Here is a 14,796-nt window from a genome sequence, read left to right as displayed (position 1 = left end):
CCACTCTGACACCGGATGATGTACCCCAGATGCTTGCGTCCAGGCGCTACGATCTTGTTCTCCTCGACATCGAGGGGGAAGAGAAGATCCCGATGGCTGAGAGGCTCTGCAGCCAGATCAAGAAAGAACTTCCTGAACAGAAAGTGGCGTTTGTCTGTAACTCGCGGGTAGCGATGTTGACCGATTGCGCGGACGAAGTCCTGCATACAGAGTTCGATCCGGCGGCTTTCGTGAAGGGCGTTCGCGAGGCTGCGGGCCGCTAGGCGACCCCATTCCTTGCGATGGGCCTCTGCGTGTGTTACAAAAGATGTGTTCAGTCTGTTTCGGAAACACTTCCGCCCAGACGCGAATTTCATGAAGAGTGGTTGAGGGACGAGCCCTGTGACGCCACGACAACCGGCCTGAAACCATTATTTCGGGCGACCGGTGTCAACTCTCTCCTGGTAACAGGGAACATGAGATTCGAGGGGTGACCCTTACAAGTAACCCCGCGATCTTTAATCTACCCTCCTGCACATGTTTTTAACTTGTGCAGCGTTCCATGAGAGACGTCACGCGACTTTTACCTTCCTCCACCTTGGAGAGAGCGTAATGAGTTATTCCTGTACGTCGACGGCCTACGAGCTGAAGTGCAATGAGTGCGGCAAGGTGTTTGGTAACCAGCCGCTGTCTGCTTGCCCGGACTGCCTTGCTCCCCTTGAGGTGGTATACGATCTGGACTCCGCACGCGGCATCTTCACCCGTGAGGCCATTGCGAAGGGACCAGCGAATATCTGGCGATATTCAACGCTTCTTCCGCTACCCAGGGGCTTTGAGCCAGACCTGCCCGTTGGTTTCACCCCACTTGTGCGGGCAAAGAATCTGGGAAAGCGGATCGGGGCTTCCAATCTCTACATCAAGAATGACGCTGTATGCTTTCCAACGCTCAGCTTTAAGGATCGCGTCGTCTCCATCGCCCTTGCGAACGCACAGGGCTTCGGTTTTGAGACCGTAGGCTGCTCGTCCACAGGAAACCTGGCGAACTCCGTAGCCGCTCAGGCCGTTCGTCTGGGACTTAAAGCGTGTGTGCTTGTTCCGTCCGACCTGGAAGCCGCGAAGATCCTCAATACCCAGGTCTATGGTGCCCGCCTCGTGCGTATCGATGGCAACTACGATCATGTCAATCGGCTGTGCACGCTGATCGCCGATGAGTACAACTGGGGCTTTGTTAACGTCAATCTGCGACCCTACTATGCCGAGGGATCGAAGACGGTCGGATACGAGATCGCCGAGCAACTTGGCTGGCGGCTGCCGGACAACGTAGTTGTCCCGATGGCTGGCGGCTCCCTGATTCGGAAGATTCGTAAGGCGTTCCAAGAACTGATCTATCTAGGCCTGGTCGAGGAGAAACCTGTCCGCTTCTTCGGTGCGCAGGCCACGGGCTGCTCTCCTATCTCGCAGGCAGTGAAGCAGGGCCTGGATTACATTGAGCCGCAGCGTCCCAATACGATCGCCCGGTCCCTCGCTATCGGCAATCCTGCTGATGGACCGGCTGCGGCGAAGATGATCCAGCAAACCGGCGGATGGGCAGAAGATGTATCCGATGTCGAGATCGTCTCTGGAATCCAGGAACTCGCTGAAACTGAGGGAATCTTCACTGAGACGGCTGGCGGTGTGACGACGGCGGTGACGGCACGACTCTACGCTCACGGCCGTATCTCTCCCGATGAGCTCACCGTAAGCTGCATCACCGGAAACGGCCTCAAGACCACAGATGCAGTAGCTGGACACTATGAGCAGGGACGCGCTGTTCGTCCGCGCCTTGCCGACTTCGATGCATATTTGCGCGAGCTCGACGAAGTACCGGAGCCCGCTTTGGTTACAGCAGGAGGAAACTGAATCACATGGCCGTCAAAGTAACACTACCCACAGCATTCACCCGTCACACTGACGGTCGTAAGCAGTTCGATTCCACCGCGGAGAACCTCTCCGCGCTTCTGTCCGACATCGACCAGACCTTCCCGGCCCTTGGGAATCAGATCAAAGATGAGGATGGGAAACTTCGCCGCTTCATCAACATCTACGTCAACGACGAAGACATCCGGTTCCTGGGAGGCGATACCTATGCCTTTCAGGACGGAGACGAGATTATGCTGATCCCGTCGATCGCCGGCGGCTGCTAACCCCCTGTAGTCTCTCGCGAAGGGCGCCGAAGAGATTCGGCGCCCTTTGTGTTGTTGCTGCGGATGAGGAGGTCTGAGCAACGCTTCGTCGGAGAACGCGCTCTTATCTTGCAGATGTTGCGTATTTTAGCTGCAGAAAGAAGGCACCCGCGATGTTCCTCATCCTAGCTGTAGTTTTGTTTGTTATTTGGATCGCCAGCTTCCTGGTCTTCAAAACAGCCGGTATTCTCATTCATCTTCTTCTCTTGTTTGCAATCCTCTCGGTCGTGATGCACTTCATCAGTGGAAAGCGCGCCGCCTGAACTGCAAAAAGCCGGGCCAAAGCCCGGCTTTTCCAGCTCTCTCGATGTGCGTGTTATTGCCGAGAGACGGGCTGCGGAGGAAGATCTATATTCGTCGGAAGAACCTTGGCAAGTGCCTCCGGCTTCTCCTCCTTCAGCTCAGGGAGTTTCCCTTCCAGGGCGATCTGCAGCACCTGATCCATATCCTGGACGAAGTGAAGCTTCATCGACCCCTTCAGCAACTCAGGTAGCTCAGCAAGATCCTTCTTGTTCTCATCTGGAAGAACCGCTTCGTAGATCCCTGCACGATGCGCCGCCAGAAGCTTCTCTTTCAAGCCTCCAATGGGAAGCACCTTGCCGCGCAGCGTGATCTCGCCGGTCATCGCAATATCACGGCGTACCTTGATTCCCGTGAGAGCACTCGCCAGTGCGGTTGCGAGGGTGATACCAGCAGAGGGACCATCCTTCGGAATCGCACCTTCCGGCACATGAACGTGAATGTCAACGTTACGATAGAAATCCTTGCCGAGTCCCAGCTGGTGTGACCGCGAGCGGATGTAGCTCAAGGCAGCCTGCGCCGACTCCTGCATAACATCGCCCAGCTGTCCGGTCGTGGTGAGCTTTCCTTTACCATCCAGCACCTGAACCTCAGTCTGCAGAATCGTACCCCCCATCTCCGTCCAGGCCAGCCCAGTCACCAGGCCGACCTCGCTCTTTTCATGGACCTGTGAATCCCGGAACTTTGCCACCCCGAGCAGATCGGGCAGATTCTCTCCTGTGATGACCTCTTCGTGCGAAGGACCGTCCTTCACCACGCGGCGAGCCACCTTGCGGCAGACATTTCCGATCTCCCGCTCCAGGTTTCTAACACCCGCCTCCCGCGTATATCCGCGGATAAGGTGTTTGAGCGCGTCATCTCCAAAGCTGACCTGCTTATCAGTCAGACCGGTGGCCTCACGCTGTTTCTTCACGAGATATTGCTTGGCGATCTCCAGCTTCTCGAGCTCGGTGTAACCGCTGAGACGGAGAATCTCCATCCGGTCCTGCAAGGGGCCGGGAATGGTGTGGAGCACGTTGGCTGTCGCGACAAACAAAACCTGTGAGAGGTCATACTCCACATCCAGGTAATGATCCTGGAACGACGTGTTCTGCTCCGGATCGAGAACCTCCAGCAGAGCACTGGCTGGGTCGCCGCGGAAGTCCGAAGCCATCTTGTCGATCTCGTCCAGCATGAAGACCGGGTTCTTGGTTCCGGCTTTCTTCATCGACTGAATGATCTGTCCCGGCAACGCACCGATGTAGGTGCGGCGATGGCCGCGAATCTCAGCTTCGTCTCGTACGCCGCCGAGCGACATCCGGACGAACTTGCGTCCAGTCGCCTTTGCGATCGACATGCCAAGCGACGTCTTACCTACGCCTGGAGGCCCTACGAAGCAGAGGATTGAGCCCTTGGGATTCTTGACCAGCTGACGCACTGCAAGAAATTCGAGAATACGTTCCTTGATCTTCTCAAGACCGTAGTGATCCTCGTTGAGAATCGTCTCGGCGTGCTCGATCGATCGAATCTCCTTTGACCGCTTCTTCCACGGCACTGCGAGAAGCCAGTCCAGATAGTTCCGCGAGACCGTAGATTCGGCAGACATCGGAGGCATCGCTTCGAGCTTCTTCAGCTCCTGGAGCGACTTCTCCAGCACCTCTCTGGGCATGCCGGCGGCTTCGATCTTCTTCTTCAACTCGTCGAACTCGGACTTTTCTCCGCGACCAAGCTCCTTCTGGATAGCCTTGATCTTTTCGTTGAGGTAGTACTCTTTCTGAGCCTTTTCCATCTGCCGCTTTACTCGCGACTGGATGGTGCGATCCATGTTGAGCTTCTCGATTGCGAGATCGAGCACATCTCCAACCCGCGTGAGCCGCTGCTCCGGGTCGAAGACCTCCAGAAGCTGCTGCTTCTCTTCGATGGGGAGCTGCAGGTTTGCCGCAATCGTATCTGCCAGCTTTGCCGGCTCATCCGATCGAACACTGGCCGCCATCGTCTCGTAGTTCAGGGACTGCTGGAGCTTTACATACTGCTCGAACAGGGAATGGACCCGCTGCATCTGCTGCTCGACCTGCGGCGTCATCTCCAACTGGGTTCGCCCCGTGCGAACGGTAGCGACGAAGAAGCCATCCGTATCGATCACCTCAACGGAGCGCGCTCGTTCGACGCCTTCCACCAGAACCTTGATGTTGCCATCGGGCATCTTGACGCTCTGCACGATATTGCCGATGGTGCCGGTGGCATAGATGTCGTCAGCCGTTGGTTCGTCGACGGATGCGTCATGCTGGGTTGCCAGGAAGATTTTGCGGTCGCCGGATAGAGCCTCTTCGAGAGCGCGAACACTCGATTCACGACCGACAACGAACGGCGTCATCATGAAGGGGAAGATGACCATATCGCGAATCGGCATCATGGGAAGCTTTTGGGTTCCGCCGCTTAACGTTTCTTTGCTAGGGTTGCTCATAAGTCTCCCCGATTAGACGCTCGCCGAGATGCAAAGATGCACACCTCTGACTTGGCTTCCGGTGATTGTACTGCTTGGCCTTGGACGGGCTGATGACGAAAAAGTAGCAGACAGGTCCTCACAGTCCTCTTGACAGAATACTGTCCTGGCCTGCAAGAGGTTCAAAGAAGAGTTCAGCCTGTTAACGCCCCGGAATAGCCTCCGGATGCGATCAACCTGCCTTCTCGAGAAGCATCGGGACTGTCAGATCTCGGTTCTTCACCATCGTATCGGTGATGACGATCTCTTTGACCTTCTTATTCCCTGGAACGTGATACATCAGGTCAAGCATCAGTTCTTCGATAATCATTCGCAGGCCGCGAGCGCCTACCTTTCGCAACAGTGCCTCGCGAGCGATCGCTCTTGCGGCATCCTCGGTAAACGTCACCTTGACGCCTTCAAAGTCGAACAACTTCGCGTACTGCTTGAGAATCGCATTCCGCGGCTTGGTAAGAATCTCGATCAGTGCAGCCTCATCCAGTTCATCCAGGATGCCCATGACAGGAAGGCGACCGACGAACTCGGGAATCAACCCATACTTCAACAGGTCCTGAGGCTCAGCCTGACGCAATAGCTCGGAGTCTCGCTGGGCGCGGATTGGCATGACCTCTCCATCGACCGCAGCGTCTGGATCGGTCACTGCGCGGAACCCGAGAGCCTTCTTGCCGACCCGGCGGCCGATCACCTTCTCAAGTCCAACGAAGGCGCCCCCGCAGATAAACAGGATATTTGTGGTGTCGACCGCAGTGAACTCCTGGTGCGGGTGCTTGCGACCACCCTGAGGCGGAACATTCGCGACCGTGCCTTCCAGGATTTTGAGCAGCGCCTGCTGCACGCCTTCGCCCGAAACGTCACGAGTGATCGAAGGATTCTCGTCTTTGCGGCCGATTTTGTCGATCTCGTCGATGTAGATAATGCCGGACTGCGCACGAGCGACGTCTCCATCGGCCGCCTGTAGCAGCTTCAGGATGATGTTCTCCACATCCTCGCCCACATAACCAGCCTCGGTGAGGGTAGTGGCGTCGACAATCGCAAACGGAACGTCCAGCATCTTCGCGAGCGTGTGCGCCAGCAAGGTCTTTCCCGATCCGGTAGGACCAACCAGAAGAATGTTCGACTTCGCCAGCTCTACATCGTTGCCGCGAGTCTTGTTCATCTGGATCCGCTTGTAGTGGTTGTAGACCGCGACAGCCAGCTTTTTCTTCGTTGTATCCTGACCGATTACATACTCATCCAGGAAGGCCTTTACCTCCTGCGGTTTCGGCAGGTGGGCCGGCGCAGTGCCGGGCGCTGTCTCCGTGCGATCGTCTTCCAGAATGGAATTGCAGACAGCCACGCACTCGTCACAGATGTACGCCCGCGGGTAATCCGAGGGCGACGAGATCAGCTTGGCCACGGCATCCTGCGATTTGTGGCAAAAAGAGCAGCGAAGCGATTCCTCTGTACCCCGGGATGTTTTCATAAATGGGACGACTCCTGGTAAGGCAATACAACCAATCTACTGTTAACAATCTTACACCCGTTTTATGGAGCAGCGGCTTGGGGGTAACTCCTCCGATGCTTACCCGAAACGGTGAGACCCGGGAATCGTCCCGGGCCTCACCGTTCTTTGGCTTACTGGCTGCTAGGTACGAGGACGATCGATGATGTCGTCGATAATCCCGTACTCCTTGGCCTGAGGTGCGGTCATGATGAAGTCGCGCTCCACGTCCCGCTCAATTCTCTCCAGCGTCTGGCCGGTGCTGGCGCTCATCAGTTTGTTGGTAATCTCCCGAATGCGAAGAATCTCGCGTGCGTGGATATCGATGTCCGTCGCCTGTCCGCTCAAGCCGCCCATCGATGGTTGATGGATGAGGATGCGGGAGTTGGGAAGCGCGAAACGCTTGCCCTTCTTTCCCGCCATCAGCAGAAATGCTCCCATCGAGGCCGCCTGACCGATGCAGAACGTAACCACATCGTTCTTGATGTACTGCATCGTGTCATAGATCGCCAGACCCGCTGTAATCGATCCGCCGGGCGAATTGATGTAGAGCTGAATGTCCTTTTCCGGATCCTCGCCGCTCAGGAACAACATCTGCGCGATAATCACGTTCGCAATGTTGTCATCGATCGGCGTTCCCAGAAAAATGATGTTGTCGCGAAGCAGACGGCTGTAGATGTCGTAGGCGCGCTCGCCACGACTCGTCTGCTCGATCACCATCGGTACCAGTCCCATAACGCTCTCTTTCCTTTTCTTCGTATAAGCCGGGTTGTGAGCTGAGGGGATAACTCTTACGAGGCCAGCTTCTCGTAGAGCACGCTTGCCGTCTTTTCGCGCCGCATCTGCTCGCGAATCCGATCCAGGCCGCCATCCTTGGCCAGCCGCTCACGAAGCGTCTCCATGGGTTCGCGCGACTGCAACGAAAGCATCAGCAGTTCACGATCCAGGTCTTCTTCGCTTACGCTGATCTGTTCGGCTTCGCCGATCTTATCCAGGATCATCGACGCCTTCACTTCATTCAGAGCCTGATCACGTTGTGCGTCACGAAGCCGAGCGAAGTCGAGCTTCCGCATCTCTTCCGGGTTCATGCCCTGCTGGGCCAGTGCCCTCAGGCCACGATCCAGTCTTGCATCGACCTGTTGCTGTACGAAGGACTCCGGGATGGGGAACTGGAACTTGTTTACCAGCTCATCCAGCATCCGATCGCGGGCCTGGCTCTCCAGCGCGTTCTTCTTGCGGTCTCCCGCCATCTCGCGAAGCTTGCTCTCAAAATCGTCCCAGCTCTCATAGTCACCGAGCTGCTTGGCGAACTCCGCGTCACGCTCAGGATAGGTCTTGCGCTTGATCGATTTGACCGTAACGTCATAGCCGACCGTCTGGCCCGCCAACCGCTGCTCACCAAACTCGGCAGGGTACGTCACCTCGAAGCTCATCTCCTGACCCGGCTTCGCGCCTCGCAACGCCTCTGTGAAGGCGGGCAGGGTATTTTTGCCACCAACTTCCACCAGCACGTCTTCGCCGGTGATCGGCTCGGCCTTCGTGGCGTTCTCAACGCCGTCTTCCGTAACCGTCTGGGCCAGGTCTTTGACCTCACCTTTGAACTGGATCTCCGCCCAGTCTCCATCGGCCAGCGGACGATCTTCTTCGACGGGCTCGACCGTAGCATGGCTATCCAGAACCCGGCTAAGCTCGGCCTGATATTCGTCATCGGTCAGGGCTACGTCGGGACGTGCGATCTTCACGCTGTCGTAGCCTTCTACACCAAACTCCGGGGCTACTTCGAAGGCGGCCTTAAACTTCAGAGGCTCGCCATCATGCAATTGCAGGTCAAGCAATTGGGGTTCGGAGATGGGCCGAAGCTTCTGCTCATCGATGGCCTTCCGGAAGCGCTCCGAAACGAGGCTCTCCAGCACCTCCTGGCGCAGCTCTTTCGCGAACTTTGAGCGAACCAGGGATTCAGGTACCTTGCCTGCACGAAATCCGGGAATCCGCGCCAGCTTCTGATAGCGCTTGATGATGCTCTTGTAGGCCTTCGAAACCTCATCTGCGGGAACTTCTACTGCAATCTCTTTCGTCAGCTCCGGGTTCAGGGTCGGGCCGTGCTGATGCTGGTGATCGTTGGCCTGATCATGATCGTGGGCCGGCGTCTGCGCCGTCTCCGGCTGCTGCTCAGCAGCACTGGTCGTCTCGTTCGTCTCTGTCGGGGTCAAGTCCATGCCTTCCAATGTGGGTCACGTGAAATTGCGCCGCGGTCACTTCTACCGTGTAGGACCGCGCGGCACGCGCCTCTGTACTACTGTACGAGGCATCGTCGCGGAGGGTCAAACCGCCAGCCATCCCTCTGTCTGGCCATTCTCTAGAAGTGCGTTGCGGTTGCAGAATTGGGACCGTAGATCTCCAGTCGGATTCTCCATTGCGTTGAATCTCCGGGCTTGAGCGTGATCATCCCGGCCTTGTCGTCCTTCGGCCATTCCTCTCCCAGGGGATCGTCGTAGTTGAACCTTGGGTCGAGGGTTACGAATCGCCCATCTGCGGGAGCCGATACGTGGATCGCCTTGATGGAGGCCGACAGCATTGTGATTCTGATGCCAAAGTTGTTTTCCGGATCCCAAAGTTCAGCCACCGGGCCAGAGTCAAGCGGAGCCTGCCGTAGATTGACGAACGTATCGTCAAGACTCTCTCGCCCCAGCTCCTTTCCCGTGGTCGCGCTGAAGTCTTTAGAGGTTCCTTCGGTTGAGACAAGCCGGCCGGTCGGCACCCCCGAAGTGTTGCCTCGGAGCTCTTCTCTCATTACGCTCGGCAGACGTAACCGAACCTTGCCCCTGTCGCGGCTGAGAATCGAAAACCGGGGCCGCCAGCCAATCCCCACCGGCTCCGGCTTGTCTCCCGTGTTTTTCGCCACAATCCTGATCTCCAGTGCGCGCCCGCTCAGTTGCACCGTCGTCTTCACACTCATCCGTGAGGGCCACGCATCGCCTGAATCGTTCACCTGATAGAGCGCTTCCGCCTCACCGCCATCAGGCATGACGTTGCTCTTGATGCTGGTTCCGCTCTGTTCCAGCAAAAGACCTCCATCTGCTATGGCTAGATCTTGGTCTCTCTTGGCGGGAATATGAAGGACAGAGCCGTTCCATCTCGCAGTCAGATGATCATCCGCCGGCACGCCATAGAGCCGTCCGGCCCATGGCGCCTCGAAAGCACCTCCCAATCCCAGGCTGGCCTCCCCCAGCGCATCGTCTCCGGTCCCCGTCATCCGTGTTTCAGCCTCTGTGATCGAAGGGGAGTCCAGCAGGCTGACCCGGCGTTTATTCGGCAGCATCGCCGTAATCTGCAGAACATTCATGCCGCGACCGGGAAGGAGCGTCGCAGAGAGAAACTCGGGAATCGATCCGCCTTCAATGGGAGACCGCTCCAGGATCACAGGGTCCTGTCCACCTGGTCTTGGCACGGGTACCATGTGCGGCTGATCTCCCTGGCGGAGTTCAGCTTTGAACCGGGCGAAGCGCCCTCGCGTATGAGCTCGCCAACCTAGGGCGAGGCCCACCACCAGCACAGCCAGTATGCCGATAGTGACTACTCCAGACCTCAATACAACCTGTCTCCACAACCGCCTTAGCCAATCAGTGAACTGCGTCACGTACATTCGACCTACTCTGCTTTCTTTCGACTACTCTCCAACCGGATCGCCCCCAACGGAAAGGCGACAAGGAAAACTCCATCAATCGTACGTTTTGGAATATGACCGGCAGATAACTAAAATGAGATGCAGTGACACATCCCGCCGCCACAGTCCTTCCGGAAAATATCCTGCGGATCCATCAAACCATTATTCACTGTGATCAGTGTCCCCGGCTTCGCAGCTATTGCACGGCCATCGGGGAGACCAGACGCAGGGCCTACATGGACCAGATCTACTGGGCGCGACCGGTTCCCGGTTTCGGCGATCCGCGGGCTCGCGTCCTCATCCTTGGCCTTGCTCCTGGGGCTCACGGAGCCAACCGCACTGGCCGGCCCTTCACTGGCGATGGTTCCGGCTACTTCATGTACCCCGTCCTCCATCAGACCGGCTTTGCCAGCCAGCCGGAGGGAACCTCCCGTGACGACGGCCTCAAACTACGCAACGCATGGATCGCCTCCGTCGTCCGCTGCGCTCCGCCCGGCGACAAGCCCACCCCGCAGGAGATTCGCAACTGTGCCGCCCATCTCGACGCAGAGATAGCAGAGCTGAAGCGGCTCCGCGTTATAGTCTGTCTCGGCAAGATCGCCTTCGATGGCTATCTCGCGCACCTCTTCGCTCAAGGCATAATCACGCGTAAATCGGATTTCCGCTTCGCCCATGCCGCTCACTATGTTCTGCCGAACGGCCGTCACCTGCTTTGCAGCTACCATCCGTCCCTGCGCAACACCAACACGGGAAGGCTCGATGCTGCAATGTTTACCCGTATCTTCGTTCGGGCAAGGGAACTGGCGGGCCTGAAATAACGTCCATCTGATTGATTTGACTATATCAAGTCGTCGAAAGCTATCCATGGGGCCAACCCGCCCGTCAAGCACCGAATCCTACGATCTAGTAGGCGAGCTATGAGAATTAAAAAATTCTATGTCGAGGTAAGTCCCGAATGAGTGCAAAAAACTACTGGCTGGCTTTCGGAATTGGTGTCTCTGCCGGAGCAGCGGTCGCTCTCCTCTATGCTCCCCAGAGTGGTGCAAGAACGCGGAAGAAGCTTCGCGAAAGTGCCGAAGAAGCTGGAGATTATCTGCAGGATGCAGGCGACTATCTGAAAACACAGGCCGAACGCCTCACGGACGAGGCGCAGGATGCCATCACGCGCGCTCAGAAGCAGGCAGTTCACATGGTCGACAAGGCGGGCGGCCGAGCAAGCGATCTCGCTGACTCCGTCTCCGGAGCTGTCAACAGCGCTGTCAAATCCGCGAAATCGCTCGTCTAGTCGAAGGCTGTTCCCCAGATCTACTCGGGCGGCCCTACGGTCACCACGAAGTAGCTGGCAGGCGTATCGCCGACGTTCTGGATGTAGTGTTTGTCACCCGCAACACAAAGGCCCATGTCTCCTGCTGAGAGGCGTTGGGCCTTTCCATTTACCGTCAGCTCCACCGTGCCTTCTCGAACAAGCCAGATCTCGCTATGCAGATGGCTTTCGATCGGCTCATGCGGTGCGCCAACCTCCTGGGTCGTCTCGTGAATCTCAAGGCGAATATTCCCAGCCTTCAGCATCCCCAGTGCATACCGCTTCGAAACCCGTTTAGGAACCGCGCCAGGAGTGGCCGGTCCTGGCTTGAACACCCCGGACTCGAGGTTGGAGAGCGTTGCCGCCTCGGCTCTCTCGGGAAGGACAGCAACTGCTGAAAGCAAGGCTGGCAGAAGCGTGGCAAACTCACGACGATCCATAGAATTCTCAGTACCTCATCGTTGGCGTTCTAATAGCGCTTAAAACAATACGCCCCGGCCATTGAGCCGGGGCGTATTTGTTCTTGCAACTACTGAGGCTATACTGCGCTCAGTGCGAAACCGCCAACCTTCTCCTCGCCGTCGCTTGCGATGGGGCGATAGAACAGCTGGTTGTTCTCCATGTAGACCTCGAGGAACGCTGGCCGTTGCGCAATGCCACCGGCAATCAGCGCCTCCGACAGAGGATCCTCGATGAACTTCTGCAGCGCTCTGCGCAGCGGACGAGCACCGTAGGTCCGGTCTGAAGCTGTCTTCTCGATAATCCATCGCTTGGCATCGTCCGCAACCGAGATCGTGATGGACTTGTGAACAAGATTCGTGTTCAGTTGCTGCACCAGCAATTCGAGAATCTGCATCAGATCCTGATCTGTCAGCGAGGTGAAGATAATGATCTCGTCGAGACGGTTGAGGAACTCCGGGTTGAAGGTCCGTTTGACCTCGCCCTTCACCAGCTCTTCCATCTTGTCGAGCACCATGTCTTCCTTCTCGCTCTGGAAACCCAGCCCCTGCCGCTTCTGCAGATGCTTGGCCCCGATGTTCGAGGTCATGATGATGATCGTGTTCTTGTAATCGACCGTATTGCCCAGACCGTCGGTCAGCTGACCGTCTTCAAACACCTGCAGCAGCAGGTTGAAGACATCCGGATGAGCCTTTTCGATCTCGTCCAGCAGCACCACGCAGTACGGATTGCGCTTCACGCGTTCCGTAAGCTGGCCGCCCTCTTCGTAGCCCACATATCCTGGAGGCGAACCGATCAGCTTGCTGACCGAATGCTTCTCCATGAACTCCGACATATCGAACCGGATCAGCGCCTTCTCCGAACCGAAGAGGAACTGCGCCAGCGTGCGCGCCATCTCCGTCTTTCCGACGCCGGTCGGTCCAAGGAAGAGGAAGCTTCCAATCGGACGCGCCGGATTCTTGAGACCCGCCCGCGAACGACGAATCGCCCGCGCCAGCGCAGAGATCGCCTTCTCCTGCGAGATCACGCGCTTGTGCAGCTCTTCCTCGACACGCAACAGTCGCTGCGTCTCCTCTTCCTTCAAGGAGGTCACCGGAACGCCCGTCCAGCGGCTCACCACATCCTCGATGTCCTCGCGCGTCACAATACCCGCTGAGGAATCGTCCAGGTGGTACTTGTCGCGCAAGGCCCGCAGATTCTCGCGCTCCTTACGCTCCTCGTCCGAGTAGAACCGTGCCTTCTCGAACTCATGGTTCGCAATCGCATTCTCCATGCGGTGGACGATGAACTTGATCCGCTTCTGGACCTCGGTCAACTCCTCAGGCAGGGAAGTCTGACGCAGCTTCACCCGGGCGCCAGCCTCGTCGATCAGGTCGATGGCCTTATCCGGAAGAAACCGATCGGGGATGTACCGGTTCGAGTGCGAGACCGAGAAGGTGATCGCGTCGTCCGTGTAGCTGACCGCATGAAACTTCTCATACTTGTCCTTGATCCCCATGATGATCTTGATCGCGTCGTCCTCGTTCGGTGGCGGAACCTTCACCGCCTGGAAGCGCCGCTCGAGCGAGCGATCCTTCTCGATCGACTTCCGGTACTCGCCTGGGGTCGTAGCTCCAATGCATTGAATCTCGCCACGGCTCAACGCCGGCTTCAGGATGTTCGCCGCATCCAGCGAACCCTCGGCCGATCCTGCGCCAACCAGCGTGTGCAGCTCGTCGATAAACACGATGGAGTTCTGGTTCTCCATCAGCTCCTTCATGATCGTCTTCAGGCGCTCTTCAAACTGGCCGCGATACTTGGTTCCCGCCACGATCAGCGAGAGATCCAGTGCAAGCACGCGCTTATCCGCCAGAAAGCTCGGAACTTCACCGTCAGCGATCTTCTGCGCCAGGCCCTCGACAATAGCCGTCTTTCCGACACCCGGTTCGCCGATCAGAACCGGATTGTTCTTCGTCCGGCGGCAGAGGATCTGGATGACTCGGTCGACCTCCGAATCGCGTCCGACCAGCGGATCAAGCTGCTGATCGAGAGCGCTTTGCGTCAGATCTCGCGAGAACTCCGCCAGCATGCTCTGTTCGCCACGCTGCGACTTGCCCGACTGCGAGGTCGGAGTCTTCTCCTGGGTGGTCCGCTGCAGCTCCTCCCGGATGGCAGGCAGCCTCAGGCCGCGCTCCGTGAGAATCTCTGCCGCAAAGCACTTCTCCTCGCGGAGCAGTCCCAGCAACAGGTGTTCGGTTCCAATATGCTTGTGGCTCAGCCGCTCGGCTTCTTCCGCCGCGTAAGCCAGGACCCGCTTGCATTCATTCGAAAGCGGAAGGTCCACGGACGTCGAAACCTTCTCGCGAATCGTCGTATGTCCTTCAATCTGCTTGCGAATCGACTCCACCGACGCGTGCGATCGCAGGAACCGATTGGTGAGTGCTTTGTCTTCCCTCAGCAGACCCAGAAGCAGGTGTTCCGTTTCAATGTAAGGTGACCCAAACTGACTTGCCTCGTAGCGAGCAAAGAAGATAACCCGCCGTGCCTTCTCTGTGTAGCGTTCGAACATGTTCTCCCCTTCGAACCCGGCCTCCGCCAACGGCCCTGGGAGCCGTCGATGGCGCCATTACTACTTCCATTCCCTGCGTCCAACCGCCCGCCAAGAGAACACATTGGGTGCTACCGCTGCTGCGGCGCATCCATCCACTAGTACTAGTGTAGTCGCCGCGTCAACCTGCGTTCTGTCTCGCAAAAGTTACTGCTTACACTACATCAATACCTATTCGACGCAATATGTGAAAAAGAGGTTCATATGACTTTATCGCAGCGTACCGTTTCATAGTTCGGTACCCGTCAAGAGGTTCATATGACTTTATCGCAGCGTACCGGTTCATAGTGCGGTACTCGTCAAGAGGTTTTCTGACAATA

Annotated in this window: 13 protein-coding genes and 1 riboswitch; of the genes, 6 read left to right on the top strand and 7 right to left on the bottom strand. The window is 57.3% G+C overall.

The genetic code is table 11. The annotated features are described in order from the left end of the window. Positions 1-29 precede the first annotated feature (29 nt). The 4 genes from JAO29_RS06695 to JAO29_RS06680 all read left to right on the top strand — a co-directional run bounded on the left by JAO29_RS06695 (position 30) and on the right by JAO29_RS06680 (position 2,464). Complete coding sequence (locus tag JAO29_RS06695; RefSeq protein WP_334267420.1) at positions 30-263, top strand: hypothetical protein; 234 nt, start codon at positions 30-32, stop codon at positions 261-263. Positions 264-349: 86 nt separating this feature from the next. Next, positions 350-462: riboswitch (SAM riboswitch) on the top strand. Between the two features lie 129 nt (positions 463-591). Continuing rightward, positions 592-1,878, top strand: a complete 1,287-nt coding sequence (gene thrC, locus JAO29_RS06690; protein WP_334267419.1) for a threonine synthase — start codon at positions 592-594, stop codon at positions 1,876-1,878. Positions 1,879-1,883: 5 nt separating this feature from the next. Continuing rightward, complete coding sequence (locus tag JAO29_RS06685; protein ID WP_334267418.1) at positions 1,884-2,162, top strand: MoaD/ThiS family protein; 279 nt, start codon at positions 1,884-1,886, stop codon at positions 2,160-2,162. A gap of 152 nt (positions 2,163-2,314) precedes the next feature. Beyond that, positions 2,315-2,464, top strand: coding sequence for a lmo0937 family membrane protein (locus JAO29_RS06680; RefSeq protein ID WP_334267417.1), 150 nt, complete (start codon positions 2,315-2,317; stop codon positions 2,462-2,464). A gap of 53 nt (positions 2,465-2,517) precedes the next feature. Here JAO29_RS06680 and lon read toward each other — a convergent pair whose 3' ends face one another. From lon to JAO29_RS06655, 5 genes are all read right to left on the bottom strand, one after another. Continuing rightward, positions 2,518-4,944: an endopeptidase La gene (gene lon / locus JAO29_RS06675; RefSeq protein WP_334267416.1), complete on the bottom strand. Its 2,427-nt coding sequence runs from the start codon at positions 4,942-4,944 to the stop codon at positions 2,518-2,520. Between the two features lie 211 nt (positions 4,945-5,155). Beyond that, positions 5,156-6,445 (bottom strand): ATP-dependent Clp protease ATP-binding subunit ClpX, encoded by a 1,290-nt coding sequence (clpX, locus tag JAO29_RS06670; protein ID WP_334267415.1) that lies wholly within the window; start codon positions 6,443-6,445, stop codon positions 5,156-5,158. 162 nt (positions 6,446-6,607) lie between these two features. Further along, positions 6,608-7,249, bottom strand: coding sequence for an ATP-dependent Clp endopeptidase proteolytic subunit ClpP (gene clpP / locus JAO29_RS06665; RefSeq protein ID WP_334267619.1), 642 nt, complete (start codon positions 7,247-7,249; stop codon positions 6,608-6,610). Positions 7,250-7,254: 5 nt separating this feature from the next. Continuing rightward, positions 7,255-8,679 (bottom strand): trigger factor, encoded by a 1,425-nt coding sequence (gene tig, locus JAO29_RS06660; protein WP_334267414.1) that lies wholly within the window; start codon positions 8,677-8,679, stop codon positions 7,255-7,257. A gap of 140 nt (positions 8,680-8,819) precedes the next feature. After that, entirely contained in the window at positions 8,820-10,052 is a 1,233-nt protein-coding gene (locus tag JAO29_RS06655) for an aldose epimerase family protein (RefSeq protein WP_334267413.1), read from the bottom strand. A 311-nt stretch (positions 10,053-10,363) separates the two neighbouring features. Here JAO29_RS06655 and JAO29_RS06650 point away from each other — a divergent pair, with 311 nt between their 5' ends. Next, positions 10,364-10,945 carry a uracil-DNA glycosylase gene (locus tag JAO29_RS06650; RefSeq protein ID WP_334267412.1) on the top strand — a complete coding sequence of 194 codons (582 nt, stop codon included), beginning with the start codon at positions 10,364-10,366 and terminating at the stop codon, positions 10,943-10,945. Between the two features lie 137 nt (positions 10,946-11,082). Then, the gene (locus JAO29_RS06645) at positions 11,083-11,412 is read left to right on the top strand and encodes a YtxH domain-containing protein (RefSeq protein WP_334267411.1); all 330 of its coding nucleotides are present in this window, start codon (positions 11,083-11,085) and stop codon (positions 11,410-11,412) included. A 20-nt stretch (positions 11,413-11,432) separates the two neighbouring features. Here JAO29_RS06645 and JAO29_RS06640 read toward each other — a convergent pair whose 3' ends face one another. Both JAO29_RS06640 and JAO29_RS06635 read right to left on the bottom strand, forming a co-directional pair. Then, on the bottom strand, positions 11,433-11,870 hold the full coding sequence (locus JAO29_RS06640; RefSeq protein WP_334267410.1) for a cupin domain-containing protein: 438 nt from the start codon (positions 11,868-11,870) through the stop codon (positions 11,433-11,435). Between the two features lie 98 nt (positions 11,871-11,968). Beyond that, entirely contained in the window at positions 11,969-14,437 is a 2,469-nt protein-coding gene (locus JAO29_RS06635; protein WP_334267409.1) for an ATP-dependent Clp protease ATP-binding subunit, read from the bottom strand. Positions 14,438-14,796 lie beyond the last annotated feature (359 nt).

Source organism: Edaphobacter sp. HDX4 (assembly GCF_036877565.1).
In the GTDB taxonomy this organism is placed as follows: Bacteria; Acidobacteriota; Terriglobia; order Terriglobales; family Acidobacteriaceae; genus Edaphobacter.
The sequence above is the reverse complement of the archived record's forward strand: the minus strand, read 5'-3'. Positions and strand labels throughout refer to the sequence as shown.